25 protein-coding genes are annotated in these 22,365 nt (G+C 30.2%); 23 read left to right on the top strand and 2 right to left on the bottom strand.

The genetic code is table 11. From position 1 onward, the window contains the following. Positions 1 to 10 precede the first annotated feature (10 nt). From C7N44_RS06180 to tsaD, 12 genes are all read left to right on the top strand, one after another. A complete protein-coding gene (locus tag C7N44_RS06180) occupies positions 11 to 322 on the top strand; it encodes a YbaB/EbfC family nucleoid-associated protein (protein WP_105957047.1) in 312 nt (103 codons plus the stop codon). A 21-nt stretch (positions 323 to 343) separates the two neighbouring features. Next, positions 344 to 943 (top strand): recombination mediator RecR, encoded by a 600-nt coding sequence (gene recR / locus C7N44_RS06185; protein ID WP_105957048.1) that lies wholly within the window; start codon positions 344 to 346, stop codon positions 941 to 943. A 10-nt stretch (positions 944 to 953) separates the two neighbouring features. Beyond that, positions 954 to 1,202 (top strand): YaaL family protein, encoded by a 249-nt coding sequence (locus C7N44_RS06190; RefSeq protein ID WP_105957049.1) that lies wholly within the window; start codon positions 954 to 956, stop codon positions 1,200 to 1,202. Between the two features lie 113 nt (positions 1,203 to 1,315). After that, the gene (tmk, locus tag C7N44_RS06195; protein WP_105957050.1) at positions 1,316 to 1,957 is read left to right on the top strand and encodes a dTMP kinase; all 642 of its coding nucleotides are present in this window, start codon (positions 1,316 to 1,318) and stop codon (positions 1,955 to 1,957) included. Positions 1,958 to 1,982: 25 nt separating this feature from the next. Beyond that, complete coding sequence (locus tag C7N44_RS06200; protein ID WP_105957051.1) at positions 1,983 to 2,309, top strand: cyclic-di-AMP receptor; 327 nt, start codon at positions 1,983 to 1,985, stop codon at positions 2,307 to 2,309. Between the two features lie 13 nt (positions 2,310 to 2,322). Then, a complete protein-coding gene (holB, locus tag C7N44_RS06205) occupies positions 2,323 to 3,330 on the top strand; it encodes a DNA polymerase III subunit delta' (protein ID WP_105957052.1) in 1,008 nt (335 codons plus the stop codon). 28 nt (positions 3,331 to 3,358) lie between these two features. Beyond that, positions 3,359 to 3,694 carry a DNA replication initiation control protein YabA gene (locus C7N44_RS06210; protein WP_105957053.1) on the top strand — a complete coding sequence of 112 codons (336 nt, stop codon included), beginning with the start codon at positions 3,359 to 3,361 and terminating at the stop codon, positions 3,692 to 3,694. Between the two features lie 11 nt (positions 3,695 to 3,705). Further along, complete coding sequence (rsmI, locus tag C7N44_RS06215; protein ID WP_404799043.1) at positions 3,706 to 4,590, top strand: 16S rRNA (cytidine(1402)-2'-O)-methyltransferase; 885 nt, start codon at positions 3,706 to 3,708, stop codon at positions 4,588 to 4,590. A gap of 9 nt (positions 4,591 to 4,599) precedes the next feature. Next, positions 4,600 to 5,349 (top strand): acyl-[acyl-carrier-protein] thioesterase, encoded by a 750-nt coding sequence (locus tag C7N44_RS06220; protein WP_105957054.1) that lies wholly within the window; start codon positions 4,600 to 4,602, stop codon positions 5,347 to 5,349. A 106-nt stretch (positions 5,350 to 5,455) separates the two neighbouring features. After that, entirely contained in the window at positions 5,456 to 6,181 is a 726-nt protein-coding gene (tsaB, locus tag C7N44_RS06225; protein WP_105957055.1) for a tRNA (adenosine(37)-N6)-threonylcarbamoyltransferase complex dimerization subunit type 1 TsaB, read from the top strand. Continuing rightward, on the top strand, positions 6,162 to 6,761 hold the full coding sequence (gene rimI, locus C7N44_RS06230; protein WP_105957056.1) for a ribosomal protein S18-alanine N-acetyltransferase: 600 nt from the start codon (positions 6,162 to 6,164) through the stop codon (positions 6,759 to 6,761). Before tsaB ends, rimI begins: the two co-directional genes overlap by 20 nt. A 15-nt stretch (positions 6,762 to 6,776) precedes the next feature. Then, the gene (gene tsaD / locus C7N44_RS06235) at positions 6,777 to 7,799 is read left to right on the top strand and encodes a tRNA (adenosine(37)-N6)-threonylcarbamoyltransferase complex transferase subunit TsaD (RefSeq protein WP_191983103.1); all 1,023 of its coding nucleotides are present in this window, start codon (positions 6,777 to 6,779) and stop codon (positions 7,797 to 7,799) included. 50 nt (positions 7,800 to 7,849) lie between these two features. Here tsaD and C7N44_RS06240 read toward each other — a convergent pair whose 3' ends face one another. Beyond that, on the bottom strand, positions 7,850 to 9,787 hold the full coding sequence (locus C7N44_RS06240; protein ID WP_105957057.1) for an ABC-F family ATP-binding cassette domain-containing protein: 1,938 nt from the start codon (positions 9,785 to 9,787) through the stop codon (positions 7,850 to 7,852). A 168-nt stretch (positions 9,788 to 9,955) separates the two neighbouring features. On the opposite strand from C7N44_RS06240, the gene C7N44_RS06245 reads away from it, so the two are divergent. The 4 genes from C7N44_RS06245 to C7N44_RS06260 all read left to right on the top strand — a co-directional run bounded on the left by C7N44_RS06245 (position 9,956) and on the right by C7N44_RS06260 (position 13,938). Beyond that, positions 9,956 to 10,585 (top strand): redox-sensing transcriptional repressor Rex, encoded by a 630-nt coding sequence (locus C7N44_RS06245; RefSeq protein WP_105957058.1) that lies wholly within the window; start codon positions 9,956 to 9,958, stop codon positions 10,583 to 10,585. A 169-nt stretch (positions 10,586 to 10,754) separates the two neighbouring features. After that, positions 10,755 to 11,039 (top strand): co-chaperone GroES, encoded by a 285-nt coding sequence (groES, locus tag C7N44_RS06250; protein ID WP_105957059.1) that lies wholly within the window; start codon positions 10,755 to 10,757, stop codon positions 11,037 to 11,039. 48 nt (positions 11,040 to 11,087) lie between these two features. Then, positions 11,088 to 12,713, top strand: coding sequence for a chaperonin GroEL (gene groL / locus C7N44_RS06255; RefSeq protein ID WP_105957060.1), 1,626 nt, complete (start codon positions 11,088 to 11,090; stop codon positions 12,711 to 12,713). A 127-nt stretch (positions 12,714 to 12,840) separates the two neighbouring features. Further along, the gene (locus C7N44_RS06260; protein ID WP_105957061.1) at positions 12,841 to 13,938 is read left to right on the top strand and encodes a glycosyltransferase family 4 protein; all 1,098 of its coding nucleotides are present in this window, start codon (positions 12,841 to 12,843) and stop codon (positions 13,936 to 13,938) included. 23 nt (positions 13,939 to 13,961) lie between these two features. On the opposite strand, the gene C7N44_RS06265 is transcribed toward C7N44_RS06260, so the two are convergent. Then, positions 13,962 to 14,621, bottom strand: coding sequence for a YigZ family protein (locus C7N44_RS06265; RefSeq protein ID WP_105957062.1), 660 nt, complete (start codon positions 14,619 to 14,621; stop codon positions 13,962 to 13,964). Between the two features lie 47 nt (positions 14,622 to 14,668). Between C7N44_RS06265 and C7N44_RS06270 the strand changes: the two genes are divergently transcribed. From C7N44_RS06270 to C7N44_RS06300, 7 genes are all read left to right on the top strand, one after another. After that, positions 14,669 to 15,997 carry a DEAD/DEAH box helicase gene (locus C7N44_RS06270; RefSeq protein ID WP_105957063.1) on the top strand — a complete coding sequence of 443 codons (1,329 nt, stop codon included), beginning with the start codon at positions 14,669 to 14,671 and terminating at the stop codon, positions 15,995 to 15,997. Then, positions 15,994 to 16,674, top strand: a complete 681-nt coding sequence (locus tag C7N44_RS06275; protein ID WP_105957064.1) for a ComF family protein — start codon at positions 15,994 to 15,996, stop codon at positions 16,672 to 16,674. Before C7N44_RS06270 ends, C7N44_RS06275 begins: the two co-directional genes overlap by 4 nt. A gap of 141 nt (positions 16,675 to 16,815) precedes the next feature. Beyond that, entirely contained in the window at positions 16,816 to 19,179 is a 2,364-nt protein-coding gene (gene secA / locus C7N44_RS06280; protein ID WP_105957065.1) for a preprotein translocase subunit SecA, read from the top strand. Positions 19,180 to 19,246: 67 nt separating this feature from the next. Beyond that, positions 19,247 to 20,363, top strand: a protein-coding gene (gene prfB / locus C7N44_RS06285; protein WP_191983101.1) for a peptide chain release factor 2 whose coding sequence is annotated in 2 segments (ribosomal slippage) — positions 19,247 to 19,318 and positions 19,320 to 20,363 — 1,116 coding nt in all. Because the reading frame shifts where the segments join, the coding sequence is not laid out codon by codon here. A gap of 16 nt (positions 20,364 to 20,379) precedes the next feature. After that, on the top strand, positions 20,380 to 21,519 hold the full coding sequence (locus C7N44_RS06290) for a PDZ domain-containing protein (protein ID WP_105957066.1): 1,140 nt from the start codon (positions 20,380 to 20,382) through the stop codon (positions 21,517 to 21,519). Between the two features lie 77 nt (positions 21,520 to 21,596). Then, positions 21,597 to 21,896, top strand: coding sequence for a PspC domain-containing protein (locus tag C7N44_RS06295; protein ID WP_225362961.1), 300 nt, complete (start codon positions 21,597 to 21,599; stop codon positions 21,894 to 21,896). Between the two features lie 13 nt (positions 21,897 to 21,909). Continuing rightward, a complete protein-coding gene (locus C7N44_RS06300) occupies positions 21,910 to 22,257 on the top strand; it encodes a phage holin family protein (RefSeq protein ID WP_105957067.1) in 348 nt (115 codons plus the stop codon). The last annotated feature ends 108 nt before the right edge of the window (positions 22,258 to 22,365 follow it).

The following is a 22,365-nucleotide window of genomic DNA, read 5'->3' on the forward strand; positions in this document are numbered from 1 at the left end:
TATAATAATTATGATGAATGGTATGAACATGGGAAAGATGATGAAGCAAGTTAAACAAATGCAAAAACAAATGGGTGCTGAACAAGAACAAATTAATAGTAAAGAATTTACCGGTAAAGCCCCTGAAGATATGGTTAAAGTAGTGTTCTCTGGTGATCGTAAAATGAAAGATATGCAAATTAAGCCAGAAGCTATTGATCCAGATGATCCAGATATGATGTCAGATTTAGTAATTAGTGCAGTTAATGATGCATTATCACAAATTGATAAAGAAACCCAAGACTCATTAGGCAAATACACTAAAGGAATTCCTGGAATGTAATTTTATTAAAGAAGGTATATTATGCAATATCCTGAACCAGTTGCTAAACTAATTGATAGTTTTATGCGTTTACCTGGAATTGGTCATAAAACAGCAATTAGATTAGCTTATTTTGTAGTAGATATGAATACTGATGATGTTTCAAAGTTTTCTTCTGCTTTAAAAGAAACTAAAGATAAATTAAGATATTGTTCTGTGTGTGGAAATTTAACTGAAGAAGATCCATGTATTATTTGTAAGGATAAAAGTCGCGATCAAAATATCTTATTAGTTGTAGAACAACCTAAAGATATTATGGTTATGGAAAAAATGAAAAGTTATCATGGCTTATACCACGTGCTTGGAGGCGTTCTTTCACCAATTGAAGGTACTGGCCCAGAAGATTTGAATATTAAGCCGTTAATCAAACGATTACAGACTAACTCAAATATTAAAGAAGTAATTATTGCAACTAATGCTACTCCTGAAGGAGAAGCTACAGCTATGTATCTTTCTAGATTGGTTAAGCCTGCCGGCATTAAAGTTACTAGATTAGCTCATGGATTATCAGTTGGTAGTGATATTGAATATGCTGATGAAATGACTTTATCTAGAGCGGTTTCTGGTAGAACTGAAATATAGAGGTGTTAAAATGTTAGGTTTTAGAAAAGGTTTTAAAAATGTGGGTGCACAATATGATGAATTTCTATTAGATTCCATTGATCGAGCAAAAGATCAATGGGATAAGGCACAAGAAACTGAACAAGCAGTTTCAGAAATTGATGAAGAAATTATCGCTCAGACTCAGTTATCTAAAGCCAAGTATTTATTTTTATACCGCGAAGCAAGAGAACGTAATGTTCATAATAATAAAATTCAATCTTCAGTAATAGATTATTAAATAAAAAAGTGTTAAAGTCTTTTTAAGATTTTGACACTTTTTTATTTTAATTTGTTGAAAAGTAAAAATTAAAGTACAATTATTACATAAATTAAAAAAGTGAGTGAATTAATATGTCAGGTAAATTTGTTACTTTTGAAGGTCCCGATGGAGCGGGTAAAACTACTGTATTAAATAAACTGTTAAATAATTTACAACTTAAATTAGGATCTAGATTGGTTACCAGTCGTGAACCTGGCGGTAACCATATTGCTGAAAGTATCCGAAATATGATTTTAGATCGTGAAAATATTAAAATGGATTCTAGGACTGAAGCGTTACTATATGCAGCAGCTAGAAGACAAAATATTATTCAAACAATAAAACCTGCTTTGAATGAAAATAAATTAGTAATCTGTGATCGCTTTTTAGATAGTTCAATTGCTTATCAAGGTGGCGGTCGTAAAATTGGTGAAAAATTAGTTTATGATATGAACCAATTTGCTACTGAAGGGTTCTTACCTGATTTGACAATTTATTTTGATATTCCAGTTGAAATTGGATTAAAAAGGATTGCTAAAAATCGCGATGCTAATGATATTGACCGTTTAGATGTTGAAACGGTTGACTTTCATAAGCGTGTTCATAAAGCTTACCAAGATATTGTTCACGATAATCCAAGTCGGGTTAAAGTAGTTGATGCTACTAAACCAATAGCAGATGTTTATTATGATGTTTTAAATATTATGAAAAAATATGTTAATGAATTTATGTAATAATGATTTTAGGGAGTGACTGATAATGAAATTATTAATTGTAATTATTCAAAATAAAGATGCTAATAAACTTCAATCCCAATTTGTAAAAAATAATATTCAACAAACCAAGTTATCAACTACTGGTGGTTTTCTAAAGTCAGGGAATACTACCTTTATGATTGGAATTAAAGATGAAAGAGTTCAAGAAGTTTTGGACCTTATTAAGAAAGTTTCCAGAAAACGTGAACAATACATGACACCGCCAGTTAACTTAGACGGCGGAGTATCTGATGCTTCTTATCCAGTTAAAATTGAAGTTGGCGGTTCCATTGTTATGGAAATGCCGATGGATAATCTTTATCATTTCTAATTGAGGTAAATTAATGAGTGAAAACAACGTAATTAATGAAGTGAATAATAAACAACCTCATCTATCTGAAAACTTTGTTAAAATCATTGCAAGAGATGAATTGTCTCATTCATATCTATTTAATGGAGAATCTGGAGTTGGTAAATTAGCACTTGCTTTATTTATTACAATGGGAATCTTCTGTCCTAATCGTAACAATGGATATCCATGTGGAAAATGCAATGAATGTCGTCGTATTACTGAACAACAACATCCTGATGTTGTTATTATAAAACCTGATGGTCAAAGTATAAAAGTTGATCAAGTTAGGTATTTAAAAGATGAATTTTCTAAGAGTGGTCTTGAAGGTAATAAAAAAGTATTTATTATTCAAAGTGCTGAAAAAATGACTAGTGGAGCTGCTAACAGTCTTCTAAAGTTTATTGAAGAACCTGGCAATAATATTTTTTCATTTTTACTAACGACTAATATGAATTTGATTTTACCTACGATTATTTCTAGAACTCAAGTTATTAAATTTCCAAATTTAGATAGTGGGTCTTTTGAAGAAGAATTAAGCAAGTTGGGAATTCGCAATAGCCAATTGTATTTAGTCAATAAGTTAACTAATAGCACTGAAGTTGTAAAAAAATGGCAAGATGATGATTGGTTAAGCAAAATGCAAAATTCCATTGGAGTTTGGTTCGATTTAATTGTAAAAAATGATGCTGAAGCGTTTGTTACAATTCAATCTAATATTATTCCATTAGTAATTGATAAAAATCATAGAGAACCCATTATTAACATGATGATTGCTGCTTTTGAGGATGTATTAAATTACAAATATTTAAAAGCTGATCAATTTAGTTTTCCAAATAATGAAAAAAATATAAAAACGCTGGCTAGTAATATTTCATCTATAACTTTAGTTAGGGTTTTGGAACTTATTTTAGGATGTAATAAACAATTATCAATTAATGTTAGTTTTCAAAATATATTAGAATCGATAACATTGCAGATTATGAATCTTTTAGACCAATAGTTAATTTAAAAAATGGAGTGGATTTTAATTGGATAAACGTGAATTATATGATGGATTCAAGAATATGGAAGCTCAAACTCAATTAATGCTAACTAAATTTTATGAATTAAGAGAGGGTTTGGCTGAAGTATTAGAGGAAAACGCAGAATTAAAAATTGAAAATCAACATCTCCATGAATTTATAGAAGCACAAAAAATTGATGATAAAAACGTTGAAAGTATTAAAGAACCTCGACTATCTAAGTCACGTAAGAATCTAGAGAAGCTTTATAATGAGGGCTTTCATGTATGTAATCAATTTTATGGAACTCATCGTGAAGATAATGAAAGTTGTATCTTTTGCAATGAAATTTTAAATAGATAATTTTATGGGGGATTAAATTGAATATTCAACACAGTTTTACTGGGATGAATAATAAAGGTAAACTTTATTTGGTCCCAACACCAATCGGCAATTTAGATGATATGACGTTTAGGGCCATTAAAACATTAAAATCAGTTGATATTATTGCAGCAGAAAATCCTAGTCATACACAGCAATTGTTAAACCATTTTGAAATTGACAGCAAAAAAATTAGTTTTAGAGAAGATAATAAAGAACGTCGCATTCCTGAACTAGTTGAAAAATTGAATGCTGGGATTTCAATAGCTCAAGTTAGTGATGCTGGGATGCCTTCAATTAGTGATCCAGGACATGAATTAGTTTCTGCTTGTATTAATAATGACATTAATGTTGTGCCGTTACCTGGTGCTAATGCTGGGATTACAGCATTAATAGCATCTGGATTAAATCCACAGCCATTTTATTTTTATGGATTTTTGAAACGAAAAAATAGTGAACAAATTAGCGAATTAGAAAGCTTAAATAACCACGAAGAGTCATTAATAATTTATGAAGCTCCTCATCGCCTACTTAAGACTTTGAAAAATATTAAAAAAGTTATGGGCTATAATAGAAAAACGGTTCTTTGCCGTGAATTGACCAAAAAGTTTGAGGAATTCACTCGTGGAAGCGTTGATGAGTTAATTGAATGGGCAAGTAATAATCAAGTACGTGGAGAGTTTGTTATTATTATTGATGGCAATAATGATGTTGACAATCATAAAGAAGATAAATTATCTGGATTGTCTATTTCTGAACAAGTTGACTATTTTATTAACCAGAATATGAAACCCAATGCTGCCATTAAAAAAGTTTCTAAAATCCATTCAGTTAGAAAACAAGAAATTTATAATATATACCATGAAATTAAGAATTGAGGTTTAGTTATGGAACCCACAGAATATAGTGAAAAACATCGAGTTACTTATTATGAAGCTGATTTTACTAAAAGAATGACTTTAGCTATGATGCTGGATGTTATTATATTGGCTTCTGAAGATCATAGTGATTATCTTGGGGTTGGTGCTGATTTTGTAAGAAAATTTGGAGTGACATGGATTGTAATCCAATATAATGTTGATATTAGTCGAATGCCAACAGTTGATGAGGAAATAACTGTAACTACTAAATCTAAATCTTATAATAAATATTTTGCCTACCGTGAATTTAAAATTAGGGATACTAATGGCAAAATTTTGGTTCATATGACCGGACTTTGGGCAATTATGAATTATGAAGCTAGGAGAATTGCTTCTATTCCTAGTGAGGTAGTTACACCGTTTGGTGCTGAAAAGGTTAATAAAGTTCCTAATTTAATGAAACCACGTAAAGTTGATTTAGAGAATTCTAAACATCGGCGCTTTAGTGTTAGATACACTGATATTGATTCTAATAAGCATGTTAATAATGCTCATTATATGGATTGGATGATTAATGTATTGCCATCAGAATTTTTAACTACTCATGCACCTATTCATTTTGATTTAAGATATGAAAATGAAGTTAAATATGGCACTGATATTGAAAGTCATTATAGTATGGAAAACTTAGAAGATGGTAATATCTTAACTAAACATGAGATTATGAGTGGAGAAAAGCACTGTACAGTCGCTAACATTATTTGGAAAAATAATTGATTAAATTAATAGGCGTTTTCATTTTTTTATGGAGATGTCTATTTTTTTTGTTATAATTTAGTTTGTAATTTTAAAATAATTAAAAATCAAGGGGATCGAAGATTAAATGAAAGTATTGGCTTTGGATACATCTAATCGACCATTAACAGTTGCTATTTTAGATGACAATTGTGTTTTAGCAACAGAATCCACTACAGTTCATCAAAAGCATGCAGAATATTTATTACCAATTATTGATGAATTGTTTCAAAAGGTTGGGATGAAACCTAAAGATTTACAAAGAGTAGTAGTTGCTAATGGTCCTGGTTCTTATACTGGAATTCGTATTGCAACTGCAACTGCTAAAACTTTAGCATATACTTTAGGTATTGATTTAGTAGGCGTTTCCAGTTTGTTAACACTAGCTCTTAACGTACAAACAGAAGACAGCTTAGTTATGCCAATCTTCGATGCCAGAAATAATAATGTTTTTACAGGTTTATATAAAATTGAAAATGGAGTGCCAAAATCAATCATTAAGGATCAACATACTGATTTTGATAAATGGTTATCATTGGTTGGAAAGGTAAACTCTGATATTTATGTAATAGGTGATACTGAAAACTTTTTAGATAAATTGAGCCAAAACTATGGTAGTAATCTAAAATTATTAAATCAATTTGATAATTTACCTCAAGCGGCTAGATTAGGAATATATGGAGAAAAACAATCTCCAATTAAAAACATTCATAGCTTTGTTCCTAACTACTTACGCTTAACTAAAGCAGAGGCAGATTGGAAGAAAAATAATCCTGAGGAAGAAGAAACATCATATGTTGAAAAATTTGATTAATTGGTATCGAAAAACTTTTCTTAACACCAACAAATCTTTTAAAAGAGAATGTTTAAAAGTTAAAAATCATAATGTTGAGATTAATGATCATAAATACTACGTTGCTAAAGCAATGGTTACAGATATTCCCGATATTATTAAGGTTGAAAAATCAGTTTATAATGGTGCTACTCCATGGACATCGGATGTATTTGATACAGAATTACGTCCACGTGATGACCGATTTTATTTGTTGGTAAGGTATCGTGATCAATTGGTTGCCTTTATCGGTAGTTCTTTGAACGATAAAGCAAAAGATTGTCATATATCTAATGTTGCTGTATTGCCTGAATTTCAGGATCGTGGATTAGGATACTTTTTAATTGCTAAGGTTATCCAAAAAGCACGTCAATTAGAATATGAGTCGGTGTCTTTAGAGGTACGTTTAAGTAACATTAGAGCGCAAAGGTTATATTCTGATCTAGGATTTAAGAATAACGGTGTAAAGAAAAACTATTATGACGATGATAATGAAGATGCATTAGATATGGTTTTAGACTTAAATTTATATGAAACCATCCCTAATAACTTTGGAATTTAATATAGAAATGAAGGTATTTTTTTGGAACCACATATAGTAATGTCTTTTGAATCTAGTTGTGATGAAACTAGTGTGGCTATTATTGAAGATGGTCATAAAATTTTATCGAATATTGTTGCTACACAAATAAAAAGTCACCAACGTTTTGGCGGAGTGGTACCAGAAGTTGCTAGTCGTCATCATATTGAAGAAGTTACCATTTGTGTGGAAGATGCAATGAGAGAGGCAAATGTAACATATGATGATATTGATGCAATTGCAGTTACCTATGGCCCGGGATTAGTAGGTGCTTTATTAATTGGTGTAACTGCTGCTAAAACAATTGCTTGGGCTCATAATATCCCATTAATTCCAGTAAACCATATTGCTGGTCATATTTTAGCTGGACGCTATGTGGAAAAAATCGAATATCCTGCATTATCATTAGTTGTTTCTGGTGGACATACTGAATTAGTTTTAATGCCTGAAGAAGGTGAATTTAAAATTATTGGTGAAACTAGGGATGATGCTGCTGGTGAAGCTTATGATAAAGTGGGTCGAGTTTTAGGGATTAATTATCCTGCTGGTCCTAAGGTAGATCAGATGGCATCAAACGGGAAAGATACTTTTGATTTTCCACGTGCTATGGAGAAAGATGATACTTTTGATTTTAGTTTTAGTGGCCTGAAAAGTGCATTTTTAAATACCACTCATCATGCTGATCAAGTAAATGAAAAACTAAATAAGGATGATTTAGCAACTAGTTTCCAAAATGCGGTTGTTGACGTCTTAGTATATAAAACTAAACGAGCATTAGAAAAATATCCAGTTCGCCAATTAATATTAGCAGGAGGGGTTGCTGCCAATCATGGATTAAGATCTGCTTTAGATAAGGCTATCAATGACATTCCAAATACTGATTTGATAAAAGTTCCATTAAAATTATGTGGAGATAATGCTGCTATGATTGGTGCAGCCGGTTATGTTTTAGCTAAAAAGAACATTTTCGCTGGTGTTAATTTAAATGCAGATCCTAGTTTGGATTTTGATTTATTATAAGATAAATAAAAAATACCTTTTATCGAAATTACGATAAAAGGTATTTTTTTTTATTCAATTTTAAGACTGTATTCTTCCCATTTATTTTCTTTTTCTGTAATTTCTTTATTGATATCATCCAATTCTTTTTGCAAATCATTTAGTTTATCAATATTTTGCAAATTATCAGGATTAATCATTGATTTTTCAATATCAATTTTATTTTGATTTAAATCTTCTAAATCATTTTCTATTGTCTTAATAGTCCTCTTAATTTTACGTTCTTCTTTTTTTTGATTTTTGTTAATTATGAATTGTTTTTGGTTATCAGATTTATCATCATTTACTTTATTAGTGTCTTCATTTTTTTCTTGATGATTTTTAATTGCTAATTGCTCTTCTTTTTTTTCTATATAATAATCATAGTTACCTAAATATTCATTAGAACCTTCATTTGTTAATTCAATAATTGAAGTTGCGATTTTATTGATAAAGTAACGATCATGAGAAACAAATAGAATGGTACCATCAAATAAATTTAAAGCATTTTCTAAAACTTCTCGGCTATCAATATCGAGATGATTGGTAGGTTCATCTAAAATAAGAAAATTATCATGATGCATTGCTAGTTTAGTTAATAATAAGCGGGCTTTTTCTCCACCAGAAAGAGTACCTACGATCTTGTCAACATCATTACCAGAAAATAGGAAACTTCCCAGAATTGATCTAATATGTTGTTCAGTTTGAGTAGGATAATCATCCCATATTTCATCTAAAACAGTTTTTTTATAATTTAAGTTTTCTTGATGTTGATCGTAATACCCAATTTGTACACCAGTACCAATATTAATTTTGCCAGCCATTTTTGGTAATTGTTTAATTATAGTTTTTAATAGAGTTGATTTTCCAACACCATTTGGTCCAATTAATGCAACGGCCTGATGTTTTTTTATATCTAAATTTATATTGGTACTTATTTCTTTATTATTATATCCGATTGCAAGATCACTAACTTTTAAAACTACATTTCCACTTTGTTTATAGGGTGAAAATGAAAATTTAGCAGCTTTTTCTTCATTTTCAGGGGCATCGATACGATCCATTTTTTCTAATTGTTTACGGCGCGCTTGTGCTCTTTTAGTTGTAGAGGCCCTCACAATATTCTTATTCACAAAGTCTTCCATTTTGTGAATTTTCTTTTGTTGTTTTTCAAAGTTTTTAAGCTGTATTTGATAATTTTCATGTTTTTGTTTAACAAATGAAGAATAATCGCCTTTATATTGGTCCAAATGTCCATGATTTAAGTCATAAACCTCATTTACAATTTTGTCCATAAAGTAACGATCATGTGAAATAATCAATAATGCACCTGGATAGCCTTTTATATAATTTTCTAACCAAGAAATTGTTTTGACATCAATATGATTGGTTGGTTCATCAAGTATTAATAGATCCCTTTTTTCCAACAATAATTTAGCCATAGCTAATTGAGTTTGTTGGCCACCTGACAATTCATCAATTCTTTTATTATATGAATCTTTTTTAAATCCAAAACCTGCAAGAACTGATCTAATTTCTGCTTCATATCCAAAACCATTTTTTGCTAGAAAATTTGCCTGTAATTGATCATAAACTTTACTAATTTCTGCTAATTCTTTAGGATTATCAATTACTTTAGGGTTAGCCATTTTTTGTTCGTATATATGAATCCTTTTTTCTAGTTCACGAAGTTCTTTAAAAACAGACTCCATTTCTTCTATAATGGTTTTTTTGGATCTTAGTCCAGTATTTTGTGCTAAATACCCAATTGTCAATCCATTCTTGGTAGTAACGCTTCCTTCATCAATTGATTCTTTGCCTAGAATCATTTTTACTAACGTTGATTTACCAGCACCATTACGTCCAACTAAGCCAACTTTACCGTTTTCTGGAATACTCATATTTACATTTGTGAAGAGATTTTCTCCACCAAAACGTTTGGTTAATTTATTAGTTTGTAAAATAATCAAATTATTCACCTCCTGTAAATAATTGCTAATATAACAATACTAGTCATTTTAGCATATAAAGTCCCCATTATTAAAATTATATAATTATAAAAGTTTGAAAAGTATTTCACAATCCATGCTTTTGTGTTAAAATTATAATTCGTTATGTGTAAAACTCAAGAGGAGGAAATGGACATGAAAATTCCTAGGGCAACAGCAAAAAGATTGCCTATGTATTATCGATATCTTAGTGGATTACATAATGCAAAAGTAAAACGTATTTCTTCAAGTACTTTTGCTGATGCAGTTCAAGTGGATTCAGCAACAATTAGAAGAGACCTTTCTTATTTTGGTGCCCTTGGTAAACGTGGCTATGGATATGATGTTGATGACTTGTTAGACTTCTTTAAAAAGATCTTAAACCAAGATCACTTAACAAATGCAGCTTTAGTAGGATTAGGTAATTTAGGCCAAGCATTATTGCATTTTAATTTTCATAAAGATAGTAATGTAAGAATTTCCGCAGCTTTTGATATTCACGATAATATGATTAATACTGTTCAAAGTGGTGTACCGGTTTATGATGTTAATGATCTTGAAAAGCAGTTAAGTGAACAACAAATTGAAGTTGTTATTTTAACAGTTCCTACTGGAGTAGCTCAAAAAATTTGTGATCAAGCTATTGCTGGTGGTGCTAAAGGAATTATGAATTTTACTTCTAAAAGATTATCAGCACCTAAAAATGTAAGGGTACAAAATGTAGATTTAACTAATGAATTACAAACACTTATCTACTTTATTGAACATTATGATAATTAAAATAAAAAAATTAATATAAAAAGTGCTCTCATATATTTATGAGAGCACTTTTTATATTAAGCACCTTTCTTGCATTTAGTTAAAAAACATAATATATTAATAGTTGTAATTAGCACTCTTTGATATAAGTGCTAATAATTATTAAATGTTAATTGGAGGGATAGTAACAATGTTAAAACCATTAGGTGATCGTGTTGTTATTGAAACACAAAATGAAGAAGAAAAGACAGTTGGTGGCATCGTTTTAGCAAATAATGCTAAAGAAAAACCACAAACTGGAAAAGTTATTTCTGTTGGATCTGGACGTATTCTAGATAATGGTAAAAAATTAGAACCATCTGTTAAAGCCGGAGATAAAGTTTTATTTGATAAATATGCCGGAACTTCAGTTGACTACAATGGCGAATCTTACTTGATTTTGCATGATAAGGACATTGTTGCAATTATTGAATAATAAAAAATATAATCTAAATTATTAAAAATTTAATGAGGTGAAGTATTTATGGCTAAGGAAGTAAAGTTTTCTGAAGATGCTAGAAATTCAATGCTAAGAGGTGTTGATAAATTAGCTAATACTGTAAAAACAACTTTAGGACCAAAGGGTCGCAATGTTGTTTTGGAAGAATCAGCTGGTAATCCTAATATTACTAACGATGGTGTAACTATTGCTAAATCAATTGATTTAAAGAATCATTTTGAAAATATGGGAGCTAAGTTAGTTTCCGAAGTTGCTTCTAAAACTGATGATATTGCTGGTGATGGGACTACTACTGCTACGGTTCTAACCCAAGCAATTGTTAACGAAGGTATGAAGAATGTTACTGCTGGTGCTAACCCAGTTGGAATTCGTCGTGGAATTGAGAAAGCTACTAAAGTAGCTGTAGATAAGTTACATAGCATGTCACATGAAGTTAAGAATAAAAATGACATTGCTCAAATAGCTTCAATTTCTGCAGATAATCCAGAAGTCGGTAACTTAATTGCTGATGCTATGGAAAAAGTAGGTAATGATGGAGTTATTACCGTCGAAGATTCTCGTGGGGTTAACACTACCATGGACGTTGTTGAAGGGATGCAATTTGATCGTGGATACATGTCTCAATATATGGTTACTGATAATGAAAAAATGGAAGCAGATTTAGATAATCCATATATTTTGGTAACTGATAAAAAGATTAATAATATTCAAGAAATTTTGCCAGTATTACAATCAGTTGTTGAACAAGGTCGTTCATTACTAATTATTGCTGATGATATTGGCGGAGAAGCTTTACCAACTCTTGTATTAAACAAGATGCGTGGAACTTTTAACGTTGTTGCTGTTAAAGCTCCTGGATTTGGTGATCGCAGAAAAGATCAATTACAAGACATTGCTACTTTAACTGGTGCAACACTTCTAACTGACGATTTAGGTATTAACTTAAAAGACGTTAAAATTGATCAATTAGGTCAATCAAATAAAGTAAATGTTACTAAGGACAATACAACTATTGTTCAAGGTTCTGGTGATAAAGACCAAATTAATAAACGTGTTACTGAAATTAAGAATCAAATGGACGTTACTACATCTGATTTTGATCGCGACAAGTTAAGAGAACGTTTAGCTAAATTAGCTGGTGGAGTTGCCGTAATTCGTGTAGGTGCTGCTACCGAAACTGAGTTAAAAGAACGTAAATACAGAATCGAAGATGCTTTAAATTCTACTAGAGCTGCTGTTGAAGAAGGCTTTGTTCCTGGTGGTGGAACTGCATTTATTAATGTCCTAAAGGATATTAGTTCTATTGAAGCTAATGGTGATGAACAAACTGGTGTTAATATTGTTTTAAGCGCACTAGAAGCTCCAGTAAGACAAATTGCTCACAATGCTGGTGTTGATGGTTCCGTTGTTGTTGAACACTTAAAAGACAAGGATGCAGGTGTAGGATACAATGCCGCAACTGGTAAATATGAAGATATGATTAAAGCTGGAGTTGTTGATCCAACTAAAGTATCTAGATCAGCATTACAGAATGCCGCATCTGTTTCTGCTTTGTTATTAACTACAGAAGCAGTGGTTGCTGATATGCCTAGTGAAAATGATGGTGGCAGTAATAATGCACCACAACCAGGTATGGGCGGCATGATGTAATTTTTAAATTTAAGATAAAACAAAAAAGGGTTCCATTGGAATCCTTTTTTGTTTGTCTAACTTGTTTTTGATTGTGCATATTTGTATAATTTAGTTAATATAATCTTAATTGAAAGGAAAACGATTAATGTTAAAACTTGAAATAATCGTTTGCTTATTTGCGACTTTAATAATTTCAGCTGTCTTAACACCATTTATTAGAAAATTAGCTTTTAGATGGGGAGCTATTGATGATCCAAATAAACGAAGAATGAATAAAATTCCTATGCCTACTCTGGGAGGATTAGCAATTTTTGCGTCATATACCTTTTCTACAACTATTTTGTTAAGAAAACAGATGCCCACACATCAACTATATGGGATGCTTGCTGGTGAAGTCATAATAATATTAACTGGTATTATTGATGATATATGGGTTCTTAAACCTCGTCAAAAGGTATTAGGTATAAGTTTGGCATCTATAGTTGTTTTCTTCTTAGGTAGTGTCCAGATGAACACAATAACTTTACCATTTATTGGAACTTTTGGTTTAGGATGGTTTAGTTTACCAATTACTTGGATCTGGATTTTAGCAATCACTAATGCGGTTAATTTAATTGACGGTCTTGATGGCTTAGCTACTGGAGTATCAGCAATTGCACTAACTACAATGGGAATTACAGGGATGTTTTTCTTAAACGTAGGTAATACATATGTATCTATTATGATATTTGCACTGGTTGCGTCATGTTTAGGATTTTTACCATATAACTTTTTTCCTGCAAGAATTTATTTAGGTGATACTGGATCATTATTTATTGGCTTTATGATTTCCATATTTTCTTTAAATGGGTTGAAAAATGCTACTTTTATAACTGTAATTATTCCAGTTATTATTTTGGGAGTTCCAATTACTGATACTATTTATGCAATTTTAAGGCGATTGTTAAATAAACAAGCTATTTCACATGCTGATAAGAAACATTTACATCATCGTTTAATGCAAATTGGTTTAACCCATCGCCAAACAGTTTTAGTTATTTATGGAATTGCTTTAATTTTTTCATTTATTTCATTATTATATCCAATTTCAACAATGTGGGGATCAATTTTACTTACAATCGCTACATTGTTAGGCCTTGAATTATTTGTTGAATCTATTGATTTAGCTGGTAAGGGAAGGCAGCCATTGTTAAATGCAATTAAAAAAATTGTAAAAGAAAATACTAGTAAAAGTAATCATTAAAAAAGATTGATTCTTAAACAGAATCAATCTTTTTTGTTATCTTTATAGGGATCAAAATCAACTTCAAAGTATTTTTCATCACCATCAATCATATCTACACGATTATTTAATAGGTTGACTATTTTTTTCTTAAAAGCTTCAATTGAATGGTTATCGATAGCCACAATTACTGAAACTTTATCAGTATATTGAGTATCAATAATATTAATATCATTTTCATTTAAGTAATACTGTAATTGATCAAATAATTTGTAATCAACATTAATTTTAATTTCAGTTTGTAGAACATTTTCAATTACTCCAATGCTCTCTATGGCTTTGGTAGTTGCATTACTATAAGCACGAATTAATCCGCCTGCACCTAATTTAATACCACCAAAATATCTTGTAACTACAGCTACCGTATTATGAATACCAATCATTTTGATTGCATCTAAAATGGGAACTCCAGCAGTGCCAGATGGTTCTCCATTATCACTAGCACGTTGAATGTGATCATCTTGTCCAATTACGTATGCGTAACAATTATGAGTTGCCTTTTTGTTGTCTAATTTGATATTTTCAATAAAATTATTTGCTTCTTCTTCATTTTGCACCCTTGCGATATTACAAATGAATCTTGACTTTTTTATATCAATTTCATTTGTTCCCTTTGTTTTAATTGTTAAGTAATTCTTTTGCATTTAAAAACCTCTTATATTAAATTTTTATTTTTTCGTATTTATTAAGTATGATTAAAAATATAGCTGAATTATACGGAAGACAAATTGATGAAATGATGATTGATCCAAATCTATTGAAATCTAATTTAATAAAAAAATATTTTCCAATTGAAATTAATAATAACCATATTCATTGTAAACGATGTGGACAAGATAGCAATAGAATTGATATTACATTACCTAATGATAACTATTATTGTCCAATATGTATAAATTTGGGTAGAGTTACTTTTAAGAATCGATTATGTTACCTAGATGAACCTAATGATTTTAAAAAGCCAAATAAAATATTAACGTGGGAGGGGAAATTAACTAAGTTACAGAATACATGTTCTAAAAATATTATTAATGTTTTTAACCAAAATAAAAAGCACTTATTATGGGCGGTAACTGGTGCTGGAAAAACTGAAATGTTATTTAAAGGAATTGAAGATGCAATTAAACAAAATAAGCGAATTTGTATTGCATCGCCTAGGGTGGATGTCTGTAACGAACTATTTCCAAGAATTAAAGTTGCTTTTAAAAATACTGATATTATTTTATTACACGGGCGTCAAGATGAAGATTATCGATATACGCAAATTACAGTATGCACAACTCATCAGTTATTGAGATTTTATCATGCTTTTGATGTTCTGATTATTGATGAAGTAGATTCATTTCCATACGTATCAGATCCAGGTTTACATTTTGCAGCCCAAAATGCATGTAAACGAATTGCTAGCTTATTGTATTTAACCGCTACACCATCTGATGATTTAATTAAATTGGTTAACCAAAATAAACTAAGCATTAGTTATTTGCCATTACGTTTTCATCAACATTTATTACCCGAGATTAATAACAAATTAATAGGAAATTGGAGATTAAAACTTAATAAAGAAAAACTGCCATTTCAACTTGTTGCTTTGATTAATAAAAAAATAAATAATAATCAAAGATTTTTATTATTTGTTCCGCGTGTTAAAGATTTAAAGCCTTTATCTGATTTATTGAAAATAAAATTCAATGCTCAACTATGGGAAACAGTTCATTCAACTGATGATGATCGCATAAAAAAAGTACAAAAGATGCGTGATGAAAAGATACTGTTTTTAATAACAACAACTATTCTAGAGAGAGGAGTGACATTTCCTGGAATAGATGTAATTGTTTTAGGTGCTGAAGATGATATCTTTTCAACATCGGCTTTAGTTCAAATTGCAGGTAGAGTGGGGAGAAAGAATGACCGTCCATTTGGTGAAGTGATTTTTTTGATAAATCACTATACAAGAACCATAAAAAAGGCAGTTAAACAAATTAAATATATGAACAAATTAGGACGAAAATTATTATGACAAATAGATGCTTATGGTGTAATAAAACTATAAACAATGAACTAACCTTATCGTTTATTCTGAGTCTTAAAAAGTATCAAGATGAAATTTTATGTAGTGAATGTTTATGTTTATTTAAAAAGATTGATAATAATTTATGTTGTTATATGTGTGGTAGAAATGGTAAATTTGAATTAAATAAATGCTTAGATTGTTCAAGATGGGAACTAATGGGTGATACTTTAATCAATCATTCCTTTTTTCAATATAATAAGCCAATGAAAGATTATATGCAGAAATATAAGTTTAATGGTGATTATCGATTAAGAAAAATTTTTTGTAAATATTTTGAACAATATTTAAATCCTGATAGGATAATTATCCCAATTCCGGTTAGTAATAAAACTTTTAAACAGAGAGGTTTTAATCAGGTAGAAGGATTTTTAGAAAATATTGACTATTTAAGGGCTTTATTAGTTAATGAAGATAAGAAAACACAATCGCATTTGAATCGTAAGGGTCGAATTAGTATGAAGCAACCTTTCAAATTAAATGATTCATTTAAAAATGATATTATTGATAAAAGTATTATTATAGTTGATGATATTTATACTACAGGAACTACAATACGTCATGCGGGTAAATTATTGATGGAAAATGGTGCTAAAACTGTTCAAGGACTGACTTTAGCAAGATGACTCTTTTATTATGTTACTTTTAGGTTATAAAACATAAAACTATTTTTAAAAGTAGCAATAAAATGTTAAGATAATATAGTATATATGTTAATTAAAATCGGATTAAATTAAACAAAATCAAAAACGAAAGGGAATTTATTAATGCCTAATATTTTAAAAAAATGGGTTGAAAGCGATAAGCACGATATTAAACGCTTAAGTAAATTAGCTGATAAAGTTGATAACTATGCTGATGAATATCGTAAATTAAGCGATGAAGATTTAAAAGCTAAGACTCCAGAATTTAAAAAACGTTATCAAAATGGTGAAACATTAGATGACCTTCTTCCTGAAGCATTTGCTGTTGCAAGAGAAGGAGCTACTCGTGTTTTAGGATTAACGCCATTCCATGTTCAAATTATGGGTGGAATTGTACTTCATGAAGGTAGTATTTCTGAAATGAAGACTGGTGAAGGTAAAACATTAACTGCTACTATGCCTGTATATTTGAATGCATTGGCCGGTAAGGGTGTTCATGTTATTACTGTTAATGAATACTTATCTAAACGTGATGCTGAACAAATGGGTGAACTATATAATTGGTTGGGATTAACTGTTGGTGTTAACTTAACTGAAATGAGTGCCGAAGAAAAACGTGAAGCATACAATGACGATATTACTTATTCCACTAACAGTGAGATTGGATTTGATTATTTACGTGATAACATGGTTGTTTACAAAGAAGATATGGTGCAACGTCCATTGAACTTTGCTATCGTTGATGAAGTTGATTCTATTTTAATTGATGAAGCTAGAACACCATTAATTATTTCTGGTCAAGCTAAGGGATCTCAAGAATTATATATTCAAGCTGATCGTTTTGCTAAGACTTTAAAGAATAAAGATGATTTTAAAATTGATTTGGAATCTAAAACTGTTGCTTTAAAGGATCAAGGAATTGAAAAAGCTGAAAAATACTTTAACTTAAAGAATTTGTATGATACTGATAATACTGCTTTAACCCACCATTTGGACGAAGCATTGCGTGCTAACTACATTATGCTTAAAGATAAGGATTATGTTGTTTCCAATGGTGAAGTATTAATTGTTGATTCATTTACTGGTCGTATTATGGAAGGTCGTCGTTTTTCTGATGGATTGCATCAAGCAATTGAAGCTAAGGAAGGCGTTGACATTCAAGAAGAAAGTAAAACTATGGCTAACATCACATACCAAAACTTATTCAGAATGTATCATAAGTTAGCTGGTATGACTGGTACTGCAAAAACAGAAGCTGATGAATTTAGAGAAATTTATAATATGGACGTTATCTCAATTCCTACTAATAAACCAGTTGCTAGAGTTGATGAACCTGATTTATTATATCCAACTCTTCAATCTAAATTCGATGCAGTTATTAGTAAAATTAAAGAATTACACACCAAGGGACAACCAATGTTAATTGGTACTGTTGCTGTTGAGACTTCAGAATATCTTGATAATAGATTAACTGAAGAAGGAATTCCACATAACGTTTTAAATGCCAAGAATCATGCTAAAGAAGCTGACATTATTTCCAATGCTGGACAAAAGAATGCAGTTACGATTGCTACTAATATGGCTGGTCGTGGTACTGATATTAAACTTGGACCTGGTGTTGTTGAATTAGGTGGACTAGCAGTTATTGGTACTGAACGTCATGAATCAAGACGTATTGATAATCAATTACGTGGTCGTTCAGGTCGTCAAGGAGATCCAGGACTTTCACAATTCTATCTTTCATTAGAAGATGACTTAATGCGTCGTTTTGGTTCTGATCGTATTAAGAGTTTCCTAGAAAATATGAAAGTTGATGGAGAATCAGCTGTTATTAAGAGTAGATTAATTACTAAGCAAGTGGAATCTGCTCAAAAACGTGTCGAAGGTAATAATTACGATTCTAGAAAACAAGTTCTTCAATATGATGATGTTATGAGACAACAACGTAATGTTATTTATGGTGAAAGGTATCAAATTATTGAAGAAAATAAAACTCTTAAATGGGTACTAATGCCAATGATTCAAAGAACTATTAATAGAATTGTTAATCTGCATACCCAAGGAGATAAAAAAGATTGGGATTTAGATACTATTTTAGATTTTGCTATTAGTGCTTTAGTTAGTCCTGATCGCATTAGTTTAGATGATCTAGAAAATAAATCTGTTGATGAAATTAAAGATACTTTAATGAATCTTGCTAAACAAGTGTATAAAGAAAAGCAAGATCAATTATATGATCCTAATCAAATGCTTGAATTTGAAAAGGTAGTTATTTTAAGAGTTGTAGATTCGCATTGGACTGATCATATTGATGAAATGGATCAATTGAGACAATCAGTTGGGTTAAGAGGTTATGGTCAATTAAACCCATTAGTTGAATATCAACGTGAAGGTTATCAAATGTTTGAAGAAATGGTTTCAGATATCAATTATGATACAACTAGACTATTTATGAAGGCTGAAATTAGACAAAACATTGAAAGATAATTTTTAAAAACGGGGATGGACTTTTATAGTTCCATTGCCGTTTTTTACATAAGGAGATAACAAGTTTATGGAACTAAAAGATGCAAAAGATGAAATTATTAAAATAAAAAAAGCAATTGCTGGCTTTAGGGGGTCTCTTTGACTTAGATTCATTATCTGAAAATATTGAAATTAATGAGTCTAAAATGGCAGATCCTAATTTTTGGGATGATCCTAATAAAGCCAAAGATTTTATAGAAGAAAACAATAAGCTGAAGAAAAAGTATGATAATTTTAAAGTGATTTCTAATGAGAGTGATGACCTAGAGGTTAATTTGGAACTACTTGAAGAAGGTGACGATCCTTCAATTATGGCAGAATTTGAAGATAATTTAACTAAAACTAAAAATCATTTAGAAAATTATCGTCTAGGAATGTTATTAAATGGAAAGTATGATGGTAATAATGCTATTTTAGAAATTCATCCAGGTGCAGGCGGAACAGAATCTCATGATTGGGGTATGATGTTACTCCGCATGTACACTAGATGGGCAGAACAACATGAGTTCAAACTAGAAACTTTAAATTATCAAGTTGGTGAAGTAGCAGGAATTGATAGTGCAACTTTGTTAATATCTGGTGAAAATGCATATGGTTATTTAAAATCAGAAAAAGGTGTTCATCGATTGGTTCGAATCTCTCCATTTGATTCAGCAGGTCGTCGTCACACATCGTTTGCTTCTGTTGATGTGATGCCGGAATTAGATGATTCCGTAAATATTGATATTAATCCAGCTGATTTAAGGGTTGATGTTTTTAGAGCTAGTGGAGCTGGTGGACAACATGTTAATAAAACTTCATCTGCAGTTCGAATTACGCATGAACCAACTGGAATTGTAGTTGCTAGCCAAGCTCAACGTTCCCAACTACAAAACAGGGAAACTGCAATGAATATGTTAAAGTCAAAGTTGTACGAATTAGAAGAAGAAAAGAAAGCTGAGCAAAAAGCTCAATTAGAAGGTGAACAAAAAGAAATTGGCTGGGGTTCACAAATTCGTTCTTATGTTTTTCATCCTTATTCTATGGTAAAAGATCATCGTACAGGCTATGAAACTGCTAAGGTACAAGATGTTATGGATGGTAAATTAGACAAGTTTATTAATTCATACTTACAATGGAAATTAAGCAAACAAAACCCAGATTAACTTAGGAGACAAGCAAATGAATTATTTATTAACGTTATCTATAATTTTTATTCAACCAATTCTTTGGTTAGGGATAATTAAGGTTATTCTAAATAATAAAAAAAGAATTTCTCGTGAAAGAAATTCTTTTAATACTGCAATCTATCAAAATAATTTTGAATTGAAACATTTTTTATTAGGTTTTTTAATTTTTGGTGTTTTAGGTTCGATTCTTTCAACTTTAGTTGGTGCATTTATTTCTGTTCCATGGATTCTTGGATATGAAATATTATTATTGTTAAATATTATCTTAATTCCTTATAGATTATTTCCAATTATAATAGCTGGAATAACAACTTTGATTACAATAATTCCAAATTTATCTGACTTTATTAATAACGAATTTGAATTTTCAATTGATTTATCAATGACTTCAAGTCAAAATATATTATTTCTTATTAGTTTAATGGTTTTAATATCTGGCTTTTTCTGGCGATATTTTGTTGGTCACTACAATACTCCCAAAGTATCTAAAAATAAGCGTGGTAATCGTGTCGCTGGATATATATTAAATGAAATGACAGTTTTTCCATTATTGGTTTTAATTCCAGGAGACCAGATTCAAAAATCTATTTCATTTTGGCCTATATTTATGATTGGACATCAATCATTTAGTTTGTTTTTATTACCTGTACTTTTAAGTGCAAAAATGAAAATCTTTAAAAACGTTCCGCGTCAGATTTCTAATGACATTGGTAATTCCATTATTAAAATAGGTGTTTTAGGATTAGCATTTACAGTGACAAGTTACTTCTTGCCAATGATTACCCTGTATTTAATTGGGACAATAATTATTCTTTATTTGTTAATTTTAATTAAGCATAAGTTACAAGATCTTAAATCTGAAAAGTGGTTTTCTGATGCCGTTGAAGGAGTTAGAGTGATTGGCATTAGGCCATCTACTCCCGCTTATAAAATGGGAGTGGAAATTGGCGATCGAATTGTTGAAGTTAATGATAAAACAGTTCATAATGAAGCCGAGTTTTATGAAGCAATCCTATCTTCACCTACATTTTGTCGTTTAAAATTAATAAATAGAAATGATCGAATCAAAATTGCTGAATCGGCTATTTATAATGATTCACCAAACGAATTAGGGATTGTTTTATTTAAATAAATCATTTTTTGGTTAAATGTATTGTATTTATTTATGAAAAGTGTTTAAATATCTAATTCAAAGGAGTTGTTAATAAATTGAAAAAATTAACTAGATCAAAAACAGACAGAATGTTAACTGGAGTTGCTGGTGGAATTGCAGAATATATAGGAATTGATTCTAGAATTATAAGGATAATTTTTATTATTCTTGCGTTCTTTCATGGTATTGGATTACTTGCATATTTGATTTTACTTGTTTTAATGCCAAATACTCAAAAAGCAACCGGACCTTTTGATGGGATGTTTAATCATTATAAAACTAAAGAACAATCAACTACTAAGAATAACGACAAAAGAAAAAATTTAAAAGATGTTCAAGAATTTGATCACAAATAAAGGAGCTTTACAAATGGGATTTTGGGGTCGTTTATTAGTTAATACCTTATTATTTATAGCTATTGCAGGCTTCTTTCAAGGAAGCTTTTATGTTGCTAATATAACAACTGCAATTATAGCTGCGTTTGTACTTGCTATTTTGAATACTCTGGTAAAACCGGTATTGTTTATCCTTTCATTACCAATTAATATTTTGACATTAGGATTATTTAGCATTGTTTTAAATGCGTTTATGTTAGAAGCAACTTCATATATTGTTGGAAGTAATTTTCATTTTACGTCCTTTGGTATGGCGATTTTAGTATCTATAATAATGTCAATTTGTAATGCGGTACTATCTAATAATCAGTCAACTGAATAATGTTAAAATAAGTAGGTATAGTAATACTTGCTTATTTTTTTATTTTTAATGTGCTTTTAAGATTAAAAGATAATAATTAAAATGGTAAAATAATAATAATATAGGAGG

Origin of the sequence: Apilactobacillus quenuiae (assembly GCF_002994005.1) — a bacterium.
GTDB lineage: Bacteria > Bacillota > Bacilli > Lactobacillales > Lactobacillaceae > Apilactobacillus > Apilactobacillus quenuiae.

Excerpts from the sequence above, each read along its gene's own strand:
- C7N44_RS06260 (WP_105957061.1), top strand. The coding sequence starts at position 12,841 with ATGTTAAAACTTGAAATAATCGTTTGCTTATTTGCGACTTTAATAATT.
- C7N44_RS06265 (WP_105957062.1), bottom strand. The coding sequence starts at position 14,621 with ATGCAAAAGAATTACTTAACAATTAAAACAAAGGGAACAAATGAAATT.
- C7N44_RS06270 (WP_105957063.1), top strand. The coding sequence starts at position 14,669 with ATGATTAAAAATATAGCTGAATTATACGGAAGACAAATTGATGAAATG.
- holB (WP_105957052.1), top strand. The coding sequence starts at position 2,323 with ATGAGTGAAAACAACGTAATTAATGAAGTGAATAATAAACAACCTCAT.
- secA (WP_105957065.1), top strand. The coding sequence starts at position 16,816 with ATGCCTAATATTTTAAAAAAATGGGTTGAAAGCGATAAGCACGATATT.
- rimI (WP_105957056.1), top strand. The coding sequence starts at position 6,162 with ATGTTGAAAAATTTGATTAATTGGTATCGAAAAACTTTTCTTAACACC.
- tsaB (WP_105957055.1), top strand. The coding sequence starts at position 5,456 with ATGAAAGTATTGGCTTTGGATACATCTAATCGACCATTAACAGTTGCT.
- C7N44_RS06220 (WP_105957054.1), top strand. The coding sequence starts at position 4,600 with ATGGAACCCACAGAATATAGTGAAAAACATCGAGTTACTTATTATGAA.
- tmk (WP_105957050.1), top strand. The coding sequence starts at position 1,316 with ATGTCAGGTAAATTTGTTACTTTTGAAGGTCCCGATGGAGCGGGTAAA.
- C7N44_RS06180 (WP_105957047.1), top strand. The coding sequence starts at position 11 with ATGATGAATGGTATGAACATGGGAAAGATGATGAAGCAAGTTAAACAA.
- groL (WP_105957060.1), top strand. The coding sequence starts at position 11,088 with ATGGCTAAGGAAGTAAAGTTTTCTGAAGATGCTAGAAATTCAATGCTA.
- C7N44_RS06190 (WP_105957049.1), top strand. The coding sequence starts at position 954 with ATGTTAGGTTTTAGAAAAGGTTTTAAAAATGTGGGTGCACAATATGAT.
- recR (WP_105957048.1), top strand. The coding sequence starts at position 344 with ATGCAATATCCTGAACCAGTTGCTAAACTAATTGATAGTTTTATGCGT.
- C7N44_RS06300 (WP_105957067.1), top strand. The coding sequence starts at position 21,910 with ATGGGATTTTGGGGTCGTTTATTAGTTAATACCTTATTATTTATAGCT.
- groES (WP_105957059.1), top strand. The coding sequence starts at position 10,755 with ATGTTAAAACCATTAGGTGATCGTGTTGTTATTGAAACACAAAATGAA.
- C7N44_RS06290 (WP_105957066.1), top strand. The coding sequence starts at position 20,380 with ATGAATTATTTATTAACGTTATCTATAATTTTTATTCAACCAATTCTT.
- C7N44_RS06245 (WP_105957058.1), top strand. The coding sequence starts at position 9,956 with ATGGACATGAAAATTCCTAGGGCAACAGCAAAAAGATTGCCTATGTAT.
- C7N44_RS06275 (WP_105957064.1), top strand. The coding sequence starts at position 15,994 with ATGACAAATAGATGCTTATGGTGTAATAAAACTATAAACAATGAACTA.
- C7N44_RS06200 (WP_105957051.1), top strand. The coding sequence starts at position 1,983 with ATGAAATTATTAATTGTAATTATTCAAAATAAAGATGCTAATAAACTT.